Genomic DNA, 21,453 nt, shown 5'->3' on the forward strand with positions numbered 1-21,453 from the left:
GCCCCGTGAGTTGTCATTTAATTCTGCCCGCTGCTGGTGTTGGACGACGTTTCGGGTCAGAACATCCCAAACAATATACCCTCGTGGCCGGCAAGTCCGTTATGGAGTGGACACTGTCGGCGTTCCAATCACTCCCGTTCATTGATCAGATCATCTTAGTTCTGGCCGAAGGGGATTCGCTCGGTCAAAACATCGCGGCAAACTACCCGTCGGTGACCACCGTCAATGGCGGGGATGAGCGCTACGGCTCTGTGTTGAATGGACTGCATTGGTTGCAGCAACGGGTGTCCGCGGACGATTGGGTGATGGTGCACGATGTCGCCCGTCCTTGCGTTTCCACAGCGGATGTCGAGAAACTGTACCACTACTGTCAGTCTTCCGGAGACGGCGCCGTATTAGCGACCCCGGTGACGGACACCACGAAACGGCGACTCAGTGATACGAAGGTGGAAACGTTGGACCGATCCACGCTCTGGGCCGTGCAGACACCTCAATGTTTTCGGCTGGGCGAGTTGCACACCGCGCTGCAGCGGTGCCTTGCTCAGTCTGTTCCGGTAACGGACGAAGCATCGGCAATCGAACTGAATGAAGGTAATGTTGGTCTGGTTGAAGGTTCACGGCGCAATATTAAGCTGACGCATGCCGACGACCTGGCCATTGTTGAACTGTTCTTAACAAGTAAAGAGACTGAAACATGATTCGAATCGGGCATGGTTACGATGTGCATCGTTTTGATGAGCAATCGCCCCCAAGTGATATACGGCTAGGCGGCGTTGATATTCCTGCCCCTCATGCGCTGCTGGCTCACTCCGACGGTGATGTCCTGCTGCATGCGCTGAGCGATGCGCTGCTTGGCGCAATTGGCGCGGGAGACATCGGCGAGCATTTTCCTGATACCAGTGACGAGTACCGTGGTGCTGATTCGCGGGAGCTCTTGCGTCAGGTTTATCGTCAGGTTACTGATGCCGGCTATTCCCTGGGCAACGCCGATATCACGGTGATTGCTCAGACACCGAGATTGAACACGCATAAACCGACGATGAAATCGTCCATCGCCGCTGTACTTGAGGTGAATGCTGACGCCATTAATGTCAAAGCCACAACGACCGAGAAGCTTGGATTTGTTGGCCGTAAAGAGGGTATTGCCGTCCATGCAGTCTGCCTGCTGATGCGGAGTCCTGCGCAATGACCACGCTATCCTGGCCTACCGGCCTGCGGCTTGAGCGGGTCCCGGGCCTGCTAAAGCAACACAATGACGATTTCAGAGTTGAAGAACGTTTACCTGAGCTACCGAGTGGCGAGGGCGAGCATCTCTGGGTTGAGGTCGAAAAAGATGGGCAGAATACGGCTTGGGTTGCTCGTCAACTCGCCCGTTGGGCTGGCTGTAAGCCTCGCGATGTCAGCTATGCCGGGCTCAAAGATCGTCATGGCATTACCCGTCAGACGTTTTCCGTGCATTTGCCGGGCAAAACGGCACCGTCGGAGCACCTTTTTCACGTTGACGGAGTTCGGATTTTGTCGGTTAACCGTCATCATCGGAAGTTGAAGACCGGTCAGTTGATCGGGAATCGCTTTAGGATTCGTGTTCGTAATACTGGTGCAGATGAGGCTGTAATACGGTCAAACTGGTCTCAGGTTTGTCGTACAGGGGTACCAAACTATTTTGGTCCGCAGCGCTTTGGTCGCCAGGGGCAGAATATTGAAACCGGCGTTGCTTTGCTGCTTGGTCAGGAAAAACGGCCTCGTCATCAACAGTCTATATTTCTCTCTGCGGTGCGTTCCTGGCTGTTTAATGACCTGCTTTCGAATCGAATCGAAGCCAATACCTGGGATCAGGTGATTCCCGGCGACTTTGTTCAGTTTACCGAGGGGAAGACCGGCTTTTATTGTGCGGAGGTTGACGATGACACGGTACAACGATGTGCCGATGGAAAGTTATCAGCCTGTGCCAGTCTGATTGGATTGAACCGCGAACCCTATCCAGAGCTGGATCAGCGCGAGAGAGGTGAGCTCGCCGAACATCAAGCAGTGATTGACGCCTTGGAAAGTCGGAAAGTCATGCGGCAATTTCGAAAGCTTCGATTGTTTGTCGAACAACCGGAGCTGGAGTTCGTCGAGGGAGATCCGGTCTTTTCATTCTTTTTGCCGGCAGGTGCTTACGCCACGACTGTCCTGAGCGAGCTGTTTGAACTGGACACTGAGTCAGAGGCAGGAAACGTCGATGAGTGAACGAAACCCGGCGTTAACAGGGATCGGCATGACCTCATCCCGTACCCGAACCCGCATGATTGAGCGGCTTATCGAGCAAGGCATTCGGCACCCGGCGGTACTTGCCTGCTTTGATCAGGTACCGAGACATCTGTTCGTCGATGAGGCCTTGGGTCATAAAGCCTATGAGGATATCTCCGTTCCGATCGGCTATTCGCAGACCTTGTCACAACCCTATATTGTGGCGCGTATGTCAGAACTGGTACTGGCCGCTCCCCATCATGAACGGGTGCTTGAGATTGGCACCGGGTCAGGATTTCAAACCTGCGTTTTGGCCAAACTGGTCGATGAAGTCTTCAGTGTTGAGCGTATTAAACCCCTTCAGGACAAAGCCCGGGCTCGATTGCGGACGTTAAGATTGACCAATACACAATTGAAAATGGCAGACGGATTTTTAGGCTGGCCGACGCAGGCGCCTTTTGACGTGATCATCGGAACGGCCGCGCCAAAGTCACCGCCGCCGGAGCTTCTGGACCAGTTGATACCCGATGGTGGGCGTTTGATTATGCCGATTGGTGAAGAAATACAGTATCTTACGGTGATCGATAAGCGCGGCGAAGATTTCGACATTCAACAAATTGAACCGGTGGTCTTCGTACCAATGTTAAGCGGAGTAAAAACACAGTGAAAAAGGACTATATCGTCTGGGCACTAAAAGGCGCAGCAATGGGCGCTGCGGATGCTGTGCCGGGTGTTTCCGGTGGAACCATGGCGTTGATTACCGGTATTTATGAGCGCTTTATTGCCGCACTGGCGGCGTTTCGTCCATCGTTAGTTCAACAACTCTGGCGGGGCGAGTTCCGAAACGTCTGGCAGTCCATTGATGGCACCTTTCTGCTGTGCGTGGGCAGTGGTATTTTGATCAGCCTGTTTTCTATGCTCAACCTCATGCATTGGCTGTTAACGGTCTGTCCGCCCGCGGTATGGGCGTTTTTTATGGGTGTTATTCTGGCCTCATTGTTTTTTCTGGTGCGAAATCGGGATTGGAGCGGTGCGGATCTTTTGTTGTTGCTGGTTGGATTAATTATTGCCCTGTTGCTCATTACCGCGTCTGGAACGGAAGTAACAGCGACACCCTTAACCTTATTTTTGGGTGGCGCGCTGGCTATATCGGCCATGCTGCTACCCGGCATTTCAGGTTCTTTTATGCTGCTGTTGTTAGGGTTATACCCGGTGATCGTTGAGGCTGTGCATGCGCGGGAGTTGGTCACAATTCTGTGGGTTGCTTTAGGCTGCGCCGCAGGGATACTGACAGTCAGCCGCATTCTGCAATGGGCGTTGAGCCGGTGGCACAATGCTGTGATCAGTTGCATGCTGGGGTTTGTCATGGGGGCCTTAGTAAAAGTTTGGCCCTGGCAAACTGACGAAGGGTGGTATCTGCCTGCTGAATACGCCTCGGTGACTACGGAGTCTGCCTGGCTTGGATTGTCGGTTTTGACGTTTTTTGTTGGGATCGTTGTGGTTTCAATTCTGCATGCTCGATCAGGTAAATAGAGAAAATCAAATTTTTTCTGTGATAGAAATCTCTTTTTTTGGGGTTTTTATAGTTCTTTTTAGATGTTTTTGACATGTAAAACTGTGTTTGACTGATTTACAGTAATAAAACAGGCAAAACTGAGACGGGTTGCAGATCAAAAAGTTTGATAACCATTGTCATTTGCGGGGTGAAAGGGTCGGTGTTTACGGCGTCAAAAATAAGGTACATGTTTGTTGCAGCCTTGCTGTTAAGTGGCTGTATCAATGATGCGCGATTTTCGTCATTGGAACCCCGAACGCCGCTAACAAGGTCGCCCGAGCCGACACAATCCGCAGGAGCACCTCAATCAGTCGCTAATCCGAGCTACTACCTCGTTAAACCCGGTGATACGCTGTATTCAATCGCGTTCCGATTTGGCCTGGATTATAAGAAGCTAGCCAGAGCCAACTCAATTGGCTCAGATTATCGGATCTATGAGGGTCAGTCGCTGGCACTCAGGGAGTCTTCTGCAGCGCCGACATCTCCTTCTCGACCCGCAGTGGCACGCCCCCCCGCGCAAAGTTCGTCATCGTCACAAAATGTTAACTCCCAGCCCAGTCAAAATAATGACACACAACAAGACCTAAAACCGGTTACATCAACCCCGCCTGCATCGTGGGCTTGGCCGCATGATGGGAAAATAGTGCGAACATATAGGGCTGGAGTGTCTGATCGAAAAGGCATTGATCTGAGGGGACGAATTGGTGATTCTGTAGTTGCGGCAACAAATGGGGTTGTTGTCTACGCAGGCAATGGTTTACCGGGATATGGGAACCTGATCATCCTTGAGCATAGCGGCTCGCTGTTGAGTGCATACGCGTTTAACGACGAAATGCTGGTCAAAGAAAAAGATCGAGTTCGTTCGGGTCAACAGATTGCCACGATGGGTAAGCAGGGTGACCAGCCCGGTTTGCACTTCGAGATTCGGCGCAATGGGAAACCGGTCGATCCTTTAACGTATTTGCCAGATCGTTAAGGATTACGCCTTCCCTGCCGTTAATGTAAGTCAGAATCACAGGTGAAAGATTATGGCGGATCTCAGGGAACAGACAGCGACAATCGCTGATGAACAGATTAAAACCTTCAAAGATCTGATGGGCGGCAATTTCGAAGAACTGTCCATCAACGAAGCGAACAACCCCGCATTTGAAGATACCCAGGCTGAGGCAGAAGAGAGCGATGATGGCGAGTTTCAGGAGGCCCTGAACGCCAACGGTAATCTTCAGCGATCGTTAGATGCCACTCAGCTGTATTTAAACGAAATTGGGTTTTCGCCTTTATTAAGTCCAGAGGAAGAAGTGTACTTTGCTCGATTGGCTCGCAAAGGTGAGCCGGCCGGCCGTAAACGTATGATTGAAAGTAACCTTCGTCTGGTTGTTAAAATCGCCCGACGCTACCTTAATCGCGGACTGACTCTGCTGGATTTGATTGAGGAAGGCAACCTCGGTCTGATCCGTGCCGTTGAAAAGTTTGATCCCGAGCGTGGTTTCCGATTCTCAACCTACGCGACCTGGTGGATCCGTCAGACCATCGAACGGGCCATTATGAACCAGACGCGGACGATTCGCCTACCGATTCATGTTGTTAAAGAGCTGAATGTTTATCTTCGGGCCGCGCGTGAACTGGCACAAAAGCTGGATCATGAACCAACACCGGAAGATATTGCCCAATTGTTGGAAAAACCCGTCGAAGACGTGAAAAAGATGTTGGCGCTCAACGAACGCGTCACGTCAATTGATACGCCAATTGGTCCGAGCTCGGAAAAGAGTTTGCTGGAAACCATTTCTGATGATCGGGCCAGTGATCCAAGCGATACACTCCAGGACGATGATCTGAAAGCCAGTATTGATCGTTGGCTTGATGAGTTGTCTGAAAAACAGCGTGAAGTCGTTGCCCGACGATTTGGCCTGCGCGGCTATGAAACCAGCACTTTGGAAGATGTTGGTCGGGAAATCGGCTTAACCCGAGAGCGAGTCCGACAGATCCAGGTCGAGTCGCTGAGAAGGCTGCGGGATATCATGGAGAAGCAAGGCCTGACATCGACGGCACTTTTTGGTGCTTAAAAGCCTCGGAACCGTATAATGAAAGCCTGTCCTAGACAGGCTTTTTTTATGTACCGATATCGACAGGGATCAGGCATTCATGACCTTTGAAGCCGCATTTTCGTTCTTCATCATCGTCTTTATTTTTGGTGTAACGCCCGGACCAGGGGTCTTTGCCATTATTGCCCGGGCATTGTCGACCGGAGGGCGCAGTTGCTGGCTATTAGCATTTGGCATGGTCGTCAGCGACATTCTGTATCTGATCGCCGCGTGTTTTGGTTTGGCCGTCATTGCCCAGGAGTGGGGTGAAGTATTTTTGTTGATCAGAGTTGTCGGTGCGGCCTATCTTGCCTATCTGGGGTGGAAAATGTGGACAGCGCCGGTGTCTTCGTCAGCACTTGACGGCCCAACGGGCAGTCGAGGGGCTGTGTTGGCGTTTATTCAAGGGTTCACCATTTCAGCGTCAAACCCCAAGGTTATCCTGTTCTATATCGCCTTCTTACCAACGTTTTTGGACGTGCAGCGCTTGAGTGGCGGAGATATTCTTCTGGTGTCGGTGTTAACGTTGATCAGTCTGATGATGGGGTTAATGCTGATCGCAACGCTTGCCGCGTCGGCACGGACGTTTTTTGAAACGCCTCGCAAAGCTCGTCTGCTGAACAAAGGCGCTGGTTCGATCATGTTAGGTGCGGCTGGTTTTCTGTTATTGAAAAGCAGTTGAGTGTCTGGCGCCAAGCGATCGCTGGCGCCGGATATTGAGTGTCAGCGAGCCAACTCAGTACGCTTGTTAGGGACGCCATTTTGCTCATCGGCGTCTGGCAATGGGTCTTTTTGTTCAGTAATGTTCGGCCAAACTTCAGCAAGCTCTGCATTCAGTTCGATAAAGTCGATCTGATCAGCGGGGACTTCGTCTTCTGACAAAATGGCTTCGGCTGGACATTCCGGTTCACACAGTGCGCAGTCAATGCATTCATCGGGATGAATCACCAGAAAATTTGGCCCTTCGTAAAAGCAGTCGACTGGGCATACTTCAACGCAGTCAGTGTATTTGCACTTGATGCAGTTTTCGATAACAACAAAAGCCATGTTTGTCTCTCTCCCGGAATTTCAGTGCCGGTATTCTAGTGGCGGTTCATATCTCGCTCAAGGTAAGTTTGAAACCAAAAGGATGCATGCTTATTCCTGATGGAAATATAAAAATATTTTTAATGATTGAATCATATACCCGATTCGGGTTTTGTGGTCGACTTATAAACGTTCCCGATTCCGATAAAGCCATTCGAGTGCCTGTCGGGGTGTCAGATTATCCAGATCCAGTTGCTCCAGTTCATCGATGATCGGATGTTGTGCGGTCGCAAACAGATCTGCCTGAGCGGGAGCCGAATCGACAACTGCCGTTCTCGATGGCTCCGGTTTGACGGTAGGGGCCGAAGGCTGCGCCTCAAGCTCTGCCAGCCGCTGACGTGCCCGGGTGATGACGGTTTCTGGTACACCAGCGAGTTTAGCGACTTGAATACCGTAGGACTGTGATGCCGGGCCTTCCTGAACACGATGCAGAAAGACCAATCGATCATCATGCTCAGTCGCATCCAGATGAACATTTTGAACGGCGTTTTCGGTCTCACCGAGCGTGGTCATTTCAAAGTAGTGGGTCGCAAATAACGTCAGTGCCTGAACCTGACTCACCAACTGTTCGGCACTGGCCCATGCCAGAGAGAGGCCATCGAATGTACTGGTTCCCCGGCCCACTTCATCCATGATCACCAAGCTGTTGGGCGTTGCATTATGAAGAATGTTGGCAGTCTCGGTCATTTCGACCATGAACGTAGACCGACCTCCGGCGATGTCGTCCGAAGACCCCATTCGGGTAAATATTCGATCCAGAGGGCCAATAACGGCCCGATCTGCAGGCACAAAACTGCCAATACAACCTAACAGTGCAATCAGGGCGACTTGTCTCATATAGGTGGATTTACCGCCCATGTTAGGACCAGTGATAATCTGCATTCGGCAGTCTGAGCTAAGCTGAGTGCTGTTCGGGACAAAGGGAGTGTCATTTAGCGCTTCAACCACCGGATGACGTCCGCCTTCAATGGTCAGAATATTCTGATGGGTCAGCTCTGGCTGATTCCAGTCAAACCGGTCAGCACAGTGCGCCAGGTTGACCAAGACGTCTAACTCGATCAATCCCTCACAAAATTGCTGCAGGCCTGGTAGGTTTTCGGCCAGTTTTTGAACCAGTTCATCGTAAAGATGCTTTTCCCTCGCCAGCGCGCGACTGCGTGCACTCAAGGCTTTGTCTTCAAACGTTTTCAGCTCGGGAGTAATAAAGCGCTCAGCATTCTTCAGGGTTTGGCGACGCGTGTACTCTACCGGCGCATCGGCGGCTTGAGCCTTGCTGATTTCAATATAGTAACCGTGAACCCGGTTGTACCCGACTTTAAGGCTCGACAGCCCGGTACGATTTCGTTCGGTTGTTTCCATTTCAGCCAGAAAATCAGCGGCATTGGAGTCCAGCCCCCGCAGTTCGTCCAGTTCATGGTCGTAACCTTCGGCAATGACACCGCCTTCGCGAATGACCACCGGAGGGTTGTCGCGTATCGCTGACCTAAGTTCATCGAGCCATTTTGGATCGACGTTTAACTGTGAGCGCAGAGTTTGCAGGACATTGTTGTCACAGGTCTCTAATAAACTCTGCAGGTCGGTTTGGGCAGCGAGGGCTTCGCGAAGACGGATCAGGTCTCGAGGCCGGGCCGAACGAAGGGCCACTCGTGCCAAGACGCGTTCAATGTCGCCAATCGGTTTGAGATGTTGTTGAAACTGCTCAAAGCGGAAGTCATCCAGCAGAATAGCGACGGCGGCCTGGCGCTGTCGTAATTGATCCTGATCGCGCAGTGGACGATTCAGCCAGCGTCGTAAACGGCGACTGCCCATGGCCGTACTGCAATGATCCATCAAGGCGAATAATGTATGGCTTTCTTCACCCCGGACGTTGATGTCAATTTCCAGGTTGCGTCGGGTGGCGCTGTCAAGGATAACACTGTCGCTGGTTAACTCGGGCGCAATGGCATTGACGTGGGGCAGCTCGCCTCGTTGAGTTTCGCGGGCATAGTTTAATAAGCAACCGGCAGCCCTCAATGCTTCCGTCAGAGTTTCAACACCAAAGCCACTCAGGCTTTTGGTTCCGAATTGATGGTTCAGTTGTTCAACCGCGCTGTCGAGATCAAATAACCAAACAGGCTGAGCCCGCCAAGTGGCCTGATAGCTGAGTTCGTATTGGGTTTGATCTTCCGCATACAGAATCTCACGGGGTTTGAGACGTTCGAGCTCGTTTAACGCCTCTTCTTGCGTGGGTGTTTGTAAAACATTAAAACGGCCGCTGGCGACGTCCAGTACGGCAATGGCCCAGGTTTCGGCGTGGTTAAAAAGAGCCGCCAGCAGGCTTTCCTGTCGATCTTGCAGGTAAGCCTCGTCGCTGAGGGTGCCCGGGGTCAGTACCCTGACCACTTGTCGCTCGACAGGTCCTTTACTGGTGGCTGGATCGCCGATCTGCTCACAGATGGCCACCGTCTGCCCCTGTTGTACCAGTCGGGCAATATAGTTTTCTGCGGCATGAAACGGGATTCCGGCCATCGGGATCGGTTGGCCGCCGCTTTGCCCTCGTTTTGTCAGGGTAATGTCCAGCAACTTTGCAGCAAGTTTCGCATCGTCAAAAAACAGCTCGTAAAAGTCTCCCATCCGATAGAACACCAGATCGTCCGGATGCTGCTTTTTAATCTTCAGATATTGCTGCATCATTGGAGTGTGTTCAGTTTTTGACTTGCCCTGTTTGGTCATGTTGTTCCTGAAATGGCCGGTTGATAATAGGCGGCTAATCATAGGGCAATCGCCAACAGAGCAAAACCCGGAGGTTTGATGGAACTGGAAAAACTCGCAGCGAGACTCATGGCAAAGCAACAGACTATGTCTACGGTAGAGTCCTGTACGGGTGGCGGTATCGCAGCGTACTGTACGGACCTGCCAGGAAGTTCTCAGTGGTTTACTGGCGGTGTGGTCACTTACTCTAACGCGATGAAAGTGCAGCTTGGGGTGCATTCCGACGATATTGTTCGGTGTGGTGCGGTCAGTGAAACCGTTGTTCAGCAAATGGCAGCGCATGGACGACGTTATTGTCAGAGTGATTGGTGTGTTGCTGTCAGTGGTGTCGCCGGACCGGATGGCGGCTCCCCAGAAAAACCCGTCGGCACGGTGTGGTTTGCATGGTCCGGACCTGACGGTTTTAATCGCACTGATTGCCATCATTTTACTGGCAGTCGTTCAGAGGTTCGCCGACAGACGGTTGAGACGGCGCTTGAGGTTTTACATTCTCTTATTTCAAGCGGCGACGAGCTGTCATAGCCTCCACATTGTTGCTCCGATAGAGCAGGTCAGTGCTTAACAAAAATTTTCTTGTCATCAGGAAAATAAACGTGTTTAAATACTGGTCATTCATACAGCACTTATAATTTTTTGGAAGGGATCATCATGGATACCAATAAAGAAAAAGCCCTCTCGGCGGCGCTTAGTCAGATTGAACGGCAGTTCGGTAAAGGCTCAGTGATGCGCATGGGTGATCAGGAAAAGGTCAATGTACCCGCAATTTCGACCGGATCTCTGGGGCTTGATATTGCGTTGGGCATTGGTGGTCTGCCAAAAGGTCGGGTGGTCGAAATTTATGGCCCGGAGTCTTCGGGTAAAACCACACTGACTCTCCAGGTTATTGCTGAAGCGCAAAAAGCCGGCGGAACCTGCGCGTTTGTGGATGCTGAACACGCGCTGGATCCAAACTATGCCGGTAAGTTGGGTGTTAATGTTGATGACCTGTTGGTCTCTCAGCCGGATACCGGCGAGCAAGCCCTTGAAATTACAGATATGCTGGTTCGTTCGAATGCAGTGGATGTCATCATTGTCGACTCAGTTGCAGCGCTTGTCCCGAAAGCCGAAATTGAAGGTGAAATGGGTGACCACCACGTCGGCTTGCAAGCTCGTTTAATGTCGCAGGCACTGCGTAAAATCACCGGTAATATCAAAACCGCCAACTGTCTGGTCATCTTCATTAACCAGATCCGTATGAAAATTGGTGTTATGTTTGGTAACCCTGAGACCACGACTGGTGGTAATGCTCTGAAATTCTACTCATCGGTTCGTTTGGACATTCGTCGAACCGGAACCATTAAAGATGGCGATGAGGTTGTCGGTTCCGAAACTCGGGTGAAAGTGGTTAAAAATAAGGTGGCACCACCGTTTAAACAGGCTGAGTTCCAGATCATGTATGGCAAGGGCATTTATCACCTTGGCGAAGTGATTGATCTGGGTGTGAAAATTGGACTGGTCGAAAAATCCGGTGCCTGGTACTCCTACAAAGGCAACAAGATCGGGCAAGGTAAGGCCAATGCCGCCAAGTTTTTGGGTGAGAATCCAGAAATGGCCCAGGAAATTGAAGCGGCGATTCGCGCTAAATATCTTGAAGATCAAAGTGATGTGAAGCCCGCTGAGGCCGACGCTAAGGCTGAGGAAAAAGCTGAGTCTAAGCCAAAGACATCAGCATCGAAAGCTGAAAAAGCCTGAGCTTGAACGCTAGTTCTCGATACGCCGGACCTTAGTCCGGCGTTTTACTTATGAGGCAAATATGTCATCTGTATGGAATACGGCGCTGAATATCCTTGCCCGACGGGAGCATTCAGAGTCTGAGCTACAAGCTAAATTGGCGCGTAAGTTTCCAGAAGAATCAGATCAAATCGAGGCGGTGATTGCTCGTCTTCAAGAGCAGGGACTGCAATCAGATGAGCGTTTCACCGAAATGTGGGTGCGCAGTCAGCTGATGAAAGGGCGAGGGCCTATTCGGATAGTTAATGAAGCTCGCCAGCGTGGTATCGCAGAGCGTGTTGAGCAAGCTCTGGGATCGCTCGATCATGACTGGTTTGAAGCCGCTCTGGACGTGGCAAAGCGGAAGTTCCCAAACGGTGTCAGCTTTGAACAGCAAGCGAAGGTGTATCGATTCCTGTCTTATCGAGGATACTCATCAGATTGTATACGGTATGTCTGTGATACGTTGAAGCAATCCGCGTCCGACTGAAGCCGTCTTTTCGTCACCATTTATCCCTCCCAGTCGCTCCCAAAGCGAGCAACCCCGGGTCTATCGAGCTATTTCCACTGGCCGCGCTTGTGTGTACTATTGACACCCTTTTGAAGCCGAACCCGGAAAGAGACCCAAATTACGCATGAAAACCTCCGAAATTAGACGCCGTTTCCTAGAGTTTTTTGAAAAGCATGAACATCGGGTTGTGCCAGCGGGCTCCCTTGTACCCGGTGACGATCCAACGTTGCTGTTCACGAATGCTGGTATGAACCAGTTTAAAGATGTGTTTTTGGGAACCGATCGTCGTGATTACAGCCGGGCAACGACGGCTCAACGCTGTGTGCGTGCAGGAGGTAAACACAATGACCTCGAAAACGTTGGGTATACGGCTCGCCACCACACCTTTTTTGAGATGTTGGGCAATTTCAGCTTTGGTGATTATTTCAAACAGGACGCGATACGTTTTGCGTGGACCTTTCTGACTGAAGAGTTGGGTCTGCCAAAGGAAAAGCTCTGGGTTACGGTCTATCAAGACGATGACGAAGCCGCTGATATCTGGATTAACGACATTGGTGTTGATCCGAATAGATTGTCCCGACTGGGCGATAAAGACAATTTCTGGATGATGGGCGATACCGGCCCTTGTGGACCTTGTTCTGAGATTTTTTACGATCATGGCGAAGAGGTTCCTGGCGGACCTCCGGGCAGCCCCGACGATGATCTCGACCGTTACATAGAAATCTGGAATCTGGTTTTCATGCAGTTCGATACGTTAGCGGATGGCAGCCGCGTCCCGTTACCCAAACCTTCTGTTGATACAGGCATGGGTCTGGAGCGATTGGCTGCGATCCTGCAGGGGGTTCACAGTAACTACGAGATTGATCTGTTCCAGGCCCTCATTCGGGCAGCGATGCGCGTTACCGGCTGCACAGACATTGAAAATCGTTCTCTGCGCGTCATTGCCGATCACATTCGATCGACGGCCTTTTTAATCGCTGATGGGGTGATTCCTTCTAATGAAGGACGGGGATATGTTCTCCGACGGATCATCCGGCGCGCAGTGCGTCACGGTTACAAACTGGGTTGCCAAGACCTCTTCCTGTTTAAGTTGGTGGATGATCTTGTTGATCAAATGGGTGAAGCCTACCCTGAGCTGGCCGAACAGGCCGATCACGTTCGCAAAGTACTTAAGATAGAAGAAGAGCAGTTCGCCCGGACTCTGGAAAACGGCATGACCATTCTTGAGCAGGGCATTGCTGACATTGAGGGTAACGTGATTCCGGGTGAGTTGGTCTTCAAACTTTATGATACTTATGGCTTTCCGGCCGACCTGACCGCTGACGTTGCCAGAGAAAAAGGCTTGGATATCGATCAGGACGGCTTTGAATCACGCATGGCCGAACAACGTAAACGGGCACAATCTGCGAACAAATTCAAAATGGATCGGGACCTTGATCTGGCTCTGGATGGCGCAACCAATTTCTTAGGCTATGAGACACTGGCGGCGGAAGGGCAGGTCATCCGGTTGTTGCGAGGTGAAGACACCGTTTCTCAGTTGTCAGTCGGTGATGAAGGGGTGGTGATTCTCGATCAGACACCATTTTACGCGGAATCCGGTGGTCAAGCGGGTGATCGTGGTGTGATAACCACCGAAGCAGCAAGCCTCGAAGTGATCGATTGTCAGAAGCATCAAGGTCACTTCTTACATCAGGTGCGCGTTACTGACGGCGTATTGAAAACTGATGATCGTGTTGCCGCAAAGGTTCAGCGCAATGAGCGTGAAAATACAGCTCGTCATCACAGTGCTACTCACTTGCTGCACGCGGCTTTGCGTGAAGTACTGGGGACGCACGTACAGCAGCGTGGCTCATTGGTTACCCACGACAAGCTGCGGTTCGACTTTTCCCATTTAGAGGCGGTGACCGCTGAAGAGCTCGTTCAAATTGAAACGCTGGTAAATCATCACATTATGGCAAACGCCGAAGTCACCACGGAACTGATGGATATCGACAGCGCTAAAGCGGCAGGTGCCGTCGCGCTGTTCGGAGAGAAGTACGATGATCAGGTACGTGTGCTGACCATGGGTGAAGATGCCTATTCTAAAGAACTGTGTGGGGGCACGCACGTTCAGCGGACCGGCGACATTGGTCTCTTCCGGATTGTTGCTGAAAGCGGTATTGCGGCCGGTATTCGGCGAGTTGAAGCGGTCGCCGGACCCTACGCGCTGGCGGAGATTCGCCAGCGGGATGCTGTCGTTAATCGTCTCTCCGGGCAGTTTAAATGCTCAGTCGATCAACTTGAATCCAAGGTTCAACAAGCGGTTGCACACAGTAAAGACCTGGAAAAAGAGCTGTCGAAACTCAAGGATAAACTGGCGTCGGCGGCTGCCGGTGATTTAACCAGCGAGGTTAAAGACGTTCAGGGCGTTAAAGTGTTGGCTGTAAGGCTGGATGGCGTTGATGCTAAGTCGTTGCGTTCAACCATGGACCAGATGAAGTCGAAACTCGGTTCTGCCGTCATCCTGATCGTTGCGGTCGATGGCGAAAAAGTACAGTTAGCCGCGGGTGTAACCAAAGACCTGACCGCTACCTTCAAAGCCGGCAATCTGATTAAAGATGTGGGAGCTCTGATGGGCGCCAAAGGCGGAGGTAAGCCCGACATGGCGATGGCCGGAGGCGGCGACATTAATAAAATCCCGGACGCGCTGCAGGCCGTACCGACCTGGGTGGAACAACAACTGTCAAACTGATGTGAAGCGATATGGCCTTTTACGTACAGAAATACGGTGGCACCTCTGTTGGCTCAGTTGAGCGTATCGGAGCGGTCGCTGACAAAATTAAGTCATTTCGTGATGAAGGGCATGACGTTGTTGTTGTCGTTTCTGCAATGAGTGGCGAGACGAACCGACTGCTCGGTCTGGCATCAGAAATTACCGACCAACCCAGCCCGCGAGAGTTGGACGTTCTGGTCTCGACCGGTGAGCAGGTTACCATTGCGTTGTTGGCAATGGCCTTGCACGAGCGTGGATGTGACGCCAAGTCCTATACCGGTGATCAGATCAAGATACTCACCGACAGTGCCTACACCAAAGCCCGTATTCGTGAGATTGGTGTCGATGCCATCCAGGAAGATATTAAAAAAGGTCGTGTTGTCGTCGTTGCCGGTTTTCAGGGTGTGGACGAGTCCGGTAATACTACAACGTTAGGCCGGGGTGGCTCCGACACCTCCGCCGTGGCTATTGCAGCTGCGCTCAAGGCTGACGAGTGTCAGATATATACCGACGTAGACGGTGTTTACACGACGGATCCTCGTGTCGTGGAAAAGGCGCGACGTCTTGAGCAAATTACCTTTGAAGAAATGCTGGAAATGGCCAGCTTGGGTTCTAAGGTTTTACAGATACGCTCGGTTGAATTTGCTGGCAAATATCAAGTACCGCTCAGAGTACTGTCAAGCTTTGTTGACGGGCCTGGCACGTTGATTACATTTGAAGGTGATCAGAAAATGGAACAACCCGTAATATCAGGCATTGCCTTTAATCGTGACGAAGCCAAGCTGACGCTGGTTGGCGTACCTGACATCCCTGGCGCGGCAAGCCGAATATTGGGGCCGGTCAGCGCCGCCAATATTGAAGTGGACATGATTGTTCAAAATGTCGCGGAAGATAACACGACCGATTTTACCTTTACTGTGCACAGAAATGACTATCAGCGAGTGGTTCAGGTGCTTGAATCGGTCGCAGAAGATTTAGGCGCTCAGGCTGTGCGTGGAGACAACGCCATTGCTAAGGTGTCTATTGTCGGTGTCGGCATGCGTTCTCACGCAGGGGTGGCGTCGAAGATGTTTGATGCCCTGGCCGCTGAAAATATTAACATTCTGATGATTTCAACATCAGAAATTAAAGTCTCTGTTGTGCTGGAAGAAAAGTATCTCGAGCTGGCCGTCAGAGCGTTACACACGGCCTTTGAGCTTGATATTCAAAGCGAGTGACCCGATAGACGATAGCACCGGGTGATTTTTCCCCTGTTTGTGCTTTATTTATTTAATTTGTAGACAATACTAGGCATGATTGTTGTACTTTTGCCCTCAAGCACAGGAGTGGGCATCTGGAAAACAGGAATGTTCCAGGAATTTTAGGAGATTGGTGAATGCTGATTTTAACGCGCCGAGTTGGTGAAACATTAATGATTGGCGATGAGGTAACGGTGACTGTACTCGGGGTCAAGGGTAATCAGGTTCGAATCGGGGTGAATGCGCCGAAAGATGTCGCAGTTCACCGCGAAGAAATTTATCAGCGTATTCAGAAGGAAATGGGGCATCCGGAAGAGGATGACGAGTAAGTTCTGACCGTCACTCCGGCTCATATTCCACATCGATAAAATTCGCTAATCTGTTAATTTTATTGAGTTTTTTCTTTCATTTTAAAAAAACCGTGGTAATATGCGCGCCGTTGTTTGGAGAGATGGCCGAGTGGCTGAAGGCGCGCCCCTGCTAAGGGCGTATGGGAGAAATCTCATCGAGGGTTCGAATCCCTCTCTCTCCGCCACTTACTGCTTTTGCAGTCAGCGCCCGTAGCTCAGCTGGATAGAGTACCTGGCTACGAACCAGGCGGTCGCACGTTCGAATCGTGCCGGGCGCGCCAATTTAACAGAGGACATGAGCTCTGTATAAAAAAGACATGGTCTGTACGCGCCCGTAGCTCAGCTGGATAGAGTACCTGGCTACGAACCAGGCGGTCGCACGTTCGAATCGTGCCGGGCGCGCCAACTCCCTCTTAAAGTCATCTTCCACCCGGTTAGCATTATCTTTGTTGATAGAAGATGGTGGTCAGCCAGGTCTTATTTAGTTCGCATCACCAAAGCCGGGAAGAACCTGGTTGATTTCATCAATCGTGTTCAGCCGTCGAATGCGCTGAAATAATCGTTCTGCTTCAACAAAGCTCAGTCTGAGATGGTTTAGCCACTGCTTAAGACGTCCGGCGCAGTAGCGTGGTGACATCTGTTGCGTAACCTCTTGCCAGAACTGAACAACCAACTGATGAACCTGCGACCAATCGGACTTTTGATTGTGACGGCCCGTAATTTCGGACGCCAACCATGGGTTACGAACGGCACCACGACCTAACATGATCGACGAACAGTTGGCTTCATGTTGGGCGCGACCGGCATCAGCCGGTGTCCAAATCTCGCCATTAATGATCATCGGGATACCCAGGCGCGCTTCGAAATCCGCTGGCAGATGCCAGTAGGCGGGTGGCGTGTATCCCTGCTGTTTCGTTCTGGCATGCACAATGATTTCGTTCGCACCACCATCGCGTATTGCGTGGGCGCATTCCCACATTAAGGAGTTATCTTCAAAGCCAAGTCGCATTTTAGCCGACAGCGTTTGATCGCCTGGAAGCGCATCTCGAACAGAACGAACCACAGCATAGATGCTTTCCGGCTCCGTTAAGAGTACCGCGCCACCCTTGGAGGCATTGACGGTTTTGCTTGGGCATCCGAAGTTGAGATCGAGACCGTGTGAGCCTAGCTCAATGGCGCGCAGGGCGTTTTCGGCCAGAGCTTGGGGGTGACTGCCAAGAAGTTGCACCCGTACCGGGGTGCCAGCGCCAGTGCGACCCTGTTGGTGTAACTCAGGGACCTGCTCAAGAAAAACGCGCTTGGGCAGTAACTGATCAACAACACGTACAAACTCTGAGACGGCCAGGTCATACCCACCGCACTGGGTGATGAGCTTGCGCAGATAGTGATCCGCCAAGCCTTCCATCGGCGCCAAATAGATACTCATATCACAACAAACGGTTCGTAATTCGGGTGGCAAGGATACCGGGCTGTCATGCCGGGGGCGAGTTTTTTGTGCGTTTTGGCGATGCCTATTGCAACCGTAAATTTTCGTTTTGCTGACTAGGACTCATGAGGCCCTGAAATGCATCGTTGCAACAATGGTTCGGCGGTTTTATTGCTTCGATTTGTCAATATAAGGTAACCTACGGTGTTAATTCAGGGCATTTGAACTCTGAACGACAGGTGACTGGAAAATGGTGTCGGGTTTGCGATGGCAATAGCCAGAGCGAGCTTTGATGTTCCAGTTAATGTCCGTAGCCAAGTCCGATGGCTCGGTCCCTGTCCAGCCAACAATTACTCGGGTCATACAAGGATCAATCCATGTCTGAGCTTATTCAGGGCGGCGTCAACCTCATGCTTATGGGGATGGGGAGCGTTTTTGTCTTCCTGACGTTACTGGTTTTCGGAACCATGTTAATGTCAAAAATCATCATGCAAATGCCAGGCACAGCAGAGCCTGAAACGCCTTCCAAAGTTTCCAATCGTAACTCAGGTGAAGATCTCGCTGAAATCGCAGCCGTGGCGGCGGCCATTAAACAGATTCATCAAAAATCATCCTGAACAGTTGCTGCGGCACTATTCGATTCTGAAAGGTAAGAATCCATGACAACAAATAAAAATCCGATAAAAATCACTGATGTTGTACTAAGAGATGCTCACCAGTCTCTGTTTGCAACGCGTTTACGTATCGACGACATGTTGCCGATCTGCGAAAAGCTCGATCAGGTTGGATACTGGTCTCTTGAGTCCTGGGGTGGGGCAACCTTTGATGCCTGTATCCGGTTTTTGGGAGAAGACCCATGGGATCGTATTCGTGAGTTGAAAAAAGCGATGCCCAATACCCGTCAGCAAATGCTGCTGCGTGGACAGAACCTGTTAGGGTACCGGCACTATGCCGACGATGTCGTCGATAAGTTTGTCGAGCGTGCGGTTACCAATGGTGTCGACGTTTTCCGCGTCTTTGATGCCATGAATGATCCGCGCAATCTGCAACGCGCAATGGAAGCGGTGCGTAAACAGGGCGCTCATGCGCAGGGCACCATTTCTTTCACCACGAGTCCGGTGCATACCACTGAAAACTGGTTGGCGTTGTCCAAACAGATTGAGGACATGGGTGCAGATTCGATTGCGATCAAAGACATGTCCGGCATTTTGACTCCTTATGATGCTTTCGATCTGATCAGTCAGATGAAGTCATCGCTGGATATCCCGATTTCTTTCCACACCCATGCGACGTCGGGCCTGTCTTCCATGACTCAGTTAAAAGCCATTGAAGCCGGTGTCGATCATGTTGATACCGCTATTTCCTCAATGTCGATGACCTATGGTCATTCACCGACCGAAGCGCTGGTAGCCGCGTTGAAGGGCACCGAGCGGGACCCTGGTCTGGACCTGGAACTGCTTGAAGACATTGCGACTTACTTCCGGAAAATCCGCAAGAAATACAGCAAGTTTGAAGGCCAGCTTCGTGGTACCGATACCCGTATTCTGATTGCTCAGGTACCGGGTGGCATGTTGACGAACATGGAAGGCCAACTCAAAGAGCAGGGTGCCGCCGATAAGTTTGATGACGTGTTGGCTGAAATCCCCCGGGTTCGTGAAGACCTTGGTCACATTCCATTAGTAACTCCGACTTCTCAGATTGTCGGAACACAGGCCGTGCTGAATGTATTAACCGGGGAACGGTACAAGTCCATTTCTAAAGAAACCCAGGCCATCCTGAAAGGTGAGTATGGTGCAGCCCCGGCACCGTTCAATGAAGACCTGCAGAAAAAGGTGCTCGATGGTGCTGAAGCGATTACCTGCCGCCCAGCTGACCTGCTGGAAAACGAGTTGGACAAGTTGACCGCAGAACTCGAAAGCATTGCCAAGGAAAAAGGCATCCGTCTGGCTGATTCGAAAGTTGATGATGTACTGATCTATGCGCTCTTTCCGCAAATCGGGTTGAAGTTCCTGGAAAATCGAGACAATCCGGATGCGTTTGAACCCGCGCCGACCGAAGCCGACGCAGCGCCATCGTCGAAGGCCGCTGGTGGCGAAGGCGTTTATACCGTCGAAGTCAACGGGAAATCCTATGTGGCTTCTGTGGATGCCAAAGGCGACGTCTCGGTTACTGTCAACGGAAAAACCTACAACCCGTCAATTACCGAGGGTGGGGAAGCTTCTGCAGCACCGCAGCCAACCGAATCCGCGGGCGTCGAAGTGCCAGCGCCGCTTGCCGGTAACATCTTTAAGGTGTTGGTCAGCCCTGGGGAGGCCGTTGAAGAGGGTCAGGTTGTGATGATTCTGGAAGCCATGAAAATGGAAACGGAAGTCAGTGCACCGCAGGCCGGTACGGTCAGTCAAGTCGCTGTGAAAGAAGGCGATTCCGTATCTGTTGGCGATACTCTGCTGACGCTTTAAGGAGCCGAGTTCATGGATAAGTTTCAACAACTGATATTGGATTCAGGTCTGTACAATTTGTCATTTGGGCAATTTGTCATGATGCTGGTCGGTCTGGTCCTGATTTATCTGGCGATATCAAAGCGTTTTGAGCCGCTACTGCTTCTGCCTATTGGTTTTGGCACCATTCTGGTCAATATTCCAGGGGCTGGTATGGGCGAAGTGGGTGGCCTGCTGTATTACATCTCGAAAGTCGGCATCAGCACCGGTGTATTCCCATTGCTGATCTTCATGGGTGTTGGCGCGATGACCGATTTCGGACCGCTCTTGGCGAACCCCAAAACGTTGTTTCTGGGAGCCGCTGCTCAGTTCGGTATATTCGGCACGGTGATTGGTGCGGTATGGATGAGCTCTATGGGCTGGGTCGATTTCAGCCTGCAGGATGCTGCCGCCATCGGTATTATCGGCGGCGCTGATGGTCCGACCTCCATTTTCGTTGCCAGTCGGCTGGCACCTGAGTTGCTCGGTGCTATTGCGGTGGCCGCATACAGTTACATGGCCCTGGTTCCGCTGATTCAGCCGCCAATCATGAAGGCGTTGACCACCAGTGATGAGCGGAAAATCAAAATGGAACAGCTTCGGGTGGTTTCCAAACGTGAGAAAATCATTTTCCCGATCGTCGTACTGCTCTTGGTCGCCATGTTCCTGCCGTCGGCGGCGCCTTTGCTGGGCATGTTCTGCCTGGGGAACCTGATGAAAGAAAGTGGTGTTGTCGACCGTTTGAGCGATACCGCTCAGAACGCGTTGATGAACACCGTCACGATCATGCTGGGTCTGGCCGTTGGCTCGAAAATGAGCGCGTCGGCGTTTCTGAATGTGGAAACTCTGGGCATTCTGGCGTTAGGTCTGGTTGCGTTTTGCGTCGGTACGGCCACTGGCGTACTGATGGCTAAGTTGATGAATCTGTTCATCAAGGTGCCGATTAATCCGTTAATAGGATCTGCAGGGGTTTCCGCCGTGCCGATGGCCGCGCGGGTTTCAAACAAGGTTGGTCTGGAAGCGAACAACCAGAACTTCTTACTGATGCATGCGATGGGACCAAACGTCGCCGGGGTTATCGGGTCAGCCGTAGCCGCAGGGGTTATGCTCTCCTACTTCGGTTGATCAGAATCGATTTCGCTGGGAAGGCGCCATTTTCGCAATGGCGCCTTTTTTTATGGCTTTAAAAATTGGTATTGTGTTATTTAACAGGCCACTGATTTTTGCAAGGTGGCGGTCAATCCGCAT

21 protein-coding genes and 3 tRNA genes are annotated in these 21,453 nt (G+C 51.4%); 20 read left to right on the plus strand and 4 right to left on the minus strand.

The features are described 5' to 3' along the window. Positions 1–5 precede the first annotated feature (5 nt). The 8 genes from ispD (at position 6) to MED297_RS04075 (ending at position 6,547) form a co-directional block, all read left to right on the plus strand. Positions 6–698, plus strand: a complete 693-nt coding sequence (gene ispD, locus MED297_RS04040; protein ID WP_040556434.1) for a 2-C-methyl-D-erythritol 4-phosphate cytidylyltransferase — start codon at positions 6–8, stop codon at positions 696–698. Further along, positions 695–1,189: a 2-C-methyl-D-erythritol 2,4-cyclodiphosphate synthase gene (ispF, locus tag MED297_RS04045; RefSeq protein ID WP_008042606.1), complete on the plus strand. Its 495-nt coding sequence runs from the start codon at positions 695–697 to the stop codon at positions 1,187–1,189. Before ispD ends, ispF begins: the two co-directional genes overlap by 4 nt. Next, positions 1,186–2,229 carry a tRNA pseudouridine(13) synthase TruD gene (gene truD, locus MED297_RS04050; protein ID WP_008042607.1) on the plus strand — a complete coding sequence of 348 codons (1,044 nt, stop codon included), beginning with the start codon at positions 1,186–1,188 and terminating at the stop codon, positions 2,227–2,229. Before ispF ends, truD begins: the two co-directional genes overlap by 4 nt. Continuing rightward, positions 2,222–2,896, plus strand: a complete 675-nt coding sequence (locus MED297_RS04055; protein ID WP_008042608.1) for a protein-L-isoaspartate(D-aspartate) O-methyltransferase — start codon at positions 2,222–2,224, stop codon at positions 2,894–2,896. Before truD ends, MED297_RS04055 begins: the two co-directional genes overlap by 8 nt. Further along, positions 2,893–3,762: a DUF368 domain-containing protein gene (locus MED297_RS04060; RefSeq protein WP_040556435.1), complete on the plus strand. Its 870-nt coding sequence runs from the start codon at positions 2,893–2,895 to the stop codon at positions 3,760–3,762. The genes MED297_RS04055 and MED297_RS04060 overlap by 4 nt, the downstream gene beginning before the upstream one ends. Before the next feature lie 686 nt (positions 3,763–4,448). Next, the gene (locus MED297_RS22485) at positions 4,449–4,760 is read left to right on the plus strand and encodes a murein hydrolase activator EnvC family protein (protein WP_008042610.1); all 312 of its coding nucleotides are present in this window, start codon (positions 4,449–4,451) and stop codon (positions 4,758–4,760) included. A gap of 52 nt (positions 4,761–4,812) precedes the next feature. Then, positions 4,813–5,847 carry an RNA polymerase sigma factor RpoS gene (gene rpoS, locus MED297_RS04070; protein ID WP_008042611.1) on the plus strand — a complete coding sequence of 345 codons (1,035 nt, stop codon included), beginning with the start codon at positions 4,813–4,815 and terminating at the stop codon, positions 5,845–5,847. 79 nt (positions 5,848–5,926) lie between these two features. Continuing rightward, a complete protein-coding gene (locus MED297_RS04075) occupies positions 5,927–6,547 on the plus strand; it encodes a LysE family translocator (protein ID WP_008042612.1) in 621 nt (206 codons plus the stop codon). Positions 6,548–6,588: 41 nt separating this feature from the next. Here MED297_RS04075 and fdxA read toward each other — a convergent pair whose 3' ends face one another. Beyond that, positions 6,589–6,912, minus strand: a complete 324-nt coding sequence (gene fdxA / locus MED297_RS04080; protein ID WP_008042613.1) for a ferredoxin FdxA — start codon at positions 6,910–6,912, stop codon at positions 6,589–6,591. A gap of 162 nt (positions 6,913–7,074) precedes the next feature. Beyond that, a complete protein-coding gene (gene mutS, locus MED297_RS04085) occupies positions 7,075–9,663 on the minus strand; it encodes a DNA mismatch repair protein MutS (protein ID WP_008042614.1) in 2,589 nt (862 codons plus the stop codon). A 78-nt stretch (positions 9,664–9,741) separates the two neighbouring features. Here mutS and MED297_RS04090 point away from each other — a divergent pair, with 78 nt between their 5' ends. The 9 genes from MED297_RS04090 (at position 9,742) to MED297_RS04130 (ending at position 16,707) form a co-directional block, all read left to right on the plus strand. Further along, a complete protein-coding gene (locus MED297_RS04090) occupies positions 9,742–10,224 on the plus strand; it encodes a CinA family protein (protein ID WP_008042615.1) in 483 nt (160 codons plus the stop codon). Between the two features lie 126 nt (positions 10,225–10,350). Beyond that, positions 10,351–11,433 (plus strand): recombinase RecA, encoded by a 1,083-nt coding sequence (gene recA, locus MED297_RS04095; protein ID WP_040556438.1) that lies wholly within the window; start codon positions 10,351–10,353, stop codon positions 11,431–11,433. 61 nt (positions 11,434–11,494) lie between these two features. Continuing rightward, the gene (locus tag MED297_RS04100; protein WP_040556439.1) at positions 11,495–11,941 is read left to right on the plus strand and encodes a regulatory protein RecX; all 447 of its coding nucleotides are present in this window, start codon (positions 11,495–11,497) and stop codon (positions 11,939–11,941) included. Between the two features lie 145 nt (positions 11,942–12,086). Beyond that, positions 12,087–14,693 carry an alanine--tRNA ligase gene (gene alaS / locus MED297_RS04105; RefSeq protein WP_008042625.1) on the plus strand — a complete coding sequence of 869 codons (2,607 nt, stop codon included), beginning with the start codon at positions 12,087–12,089 and terminating at the stop codon, positions 14,691–14,693. An 11-nt stretch (positions 14,694–14,704) separates the two neighbouring features. Further along, the gene (locus tag MED297_RS04110; protein WP_008042627.1) at positions 14,705–15,931 is read left to right on the plus strand and encodes an aspartate kinase; all 1,227 of its coding nucleotides are present in this window, start codon (positions 14,705–14,707) and stop codon (positions 15,929–15,931) included. Positions 15,932–16,089: 158 nt separating this feature from the next. Then, the gene (gene csrA, locus MED297_RS04115; RefSeq protein ID WP_008042629.1) at positions 16,090–16,281 is read left to right on the plus strand and encodes a carbon storage regulator CsrA; all 192 of its coding nucleotides are present in this window, start codon (positions 16,090–16,092) and stop codon (positions 16,279–16,281) included. A gap of 116 nt (positions 16,282–16,397) precedes the next feature. Beyond that, positions 16,398–16,487: transfer RNA gene (locus MED297_RS04120), tRNA-Ser, on the plus strand. 19 nt (positions 16,488–16,506) lie between these two features. Beyond that, positions 16,507–16,583 (plus strand) — tRNA-Arg (locus MED297_RS04125). 47 nt (positions 16,584–16,630) lie between these two features. After that, a tRNA-Arg gene (locus MED297_RS04130) sits at positions 16,631–16,707 on the plus strand. Positions 16,708–16,783: 76 nt separating this feature from the next. Here MED297_RS04130 and MED297_RS04135 read toward each other — a convergent pair. Further along, entirely contained in the window at positions 16,784–17,728 is a 945-nt protein-coding gene (locus MED297_RS04135; protein ID WP_008042631.1) for a tRNA-dihydrouridine synthase, read from the minus strand. 207 nt (positions 17,729–17,935) lie between these two features. Beyond that, positions 17,936–18,091 carry a hypothetical protein gene (locus tag MED297_RS22020; protein ID WP_154650831.1) on the minus strand — a complete coding sequence of 52 codons (156 nt, stop codon included), beginning with the start codon at positions 18,089–18,091 and terminating at the stop codon, positions 17,936–17,938. Between the two features lie 14 nt (positions 18,092–18,105). Here MED297_RS22020 and MED297_RS04140 point away from each other — a divergent pair, with 14 nt between their 5' ends. From MED297_RS04140 to MED297_RS04150, 3 genes are read left to right on the plus strand one after another with little or no spacing between them, the layout of a single operon-like run. Next, the gene (locus MED297_RS04140; protein WP_008042633.1) at positions 18,106–18,345 is read left to right on the plus strand and encodes an OadG family protein; all 240 of its coding nucleotides are present in this window, start codon (positions 18,106–18,108) and stop codon (positions 18,343–18,345) included. 42 nt (positions 18,346–18,387) lie between these two features. Beyond that, positions 18,388–20,187, plus strand: coding sequence for a sodium-extruding oxaloacetate decarboxylase subunit alpha (gene oadA, locus MED297_RS04145; protein WP_008042634.1), 1,800 nt, complete (start codon positions 18,388–18,390; stop codon positions 20,185–20,187). A 12-nt stretch (positions 20,188–20,199) separates the two neighbouring features. Continuing rightward, the gene (locus MED297_RS04150; RefSeq protein WP_008042635.1) at positions 20,200–21,330 is read left to right on the plus strand and encodes a sodium ion-translocating decarboxylase subunit beta; all 1,131 of its coding nucleotides are present in this window, start codon (positions 20,200–20,202) and stop codon (positions 21,328–21,330) included. Positions 21,331–21,453 lie beyond the last annotated feature (123 nt).

The sequence above is a fragment of the Reinekea blandensis MED297 genome (assembly GCF_000153185.1).
Lineage (GTDB): Bacteria > Pseudomonadota > Gammaproteobacteria > Pseudomonadales > Natronospirillaceae > Reinekea > Reinekea blandensis.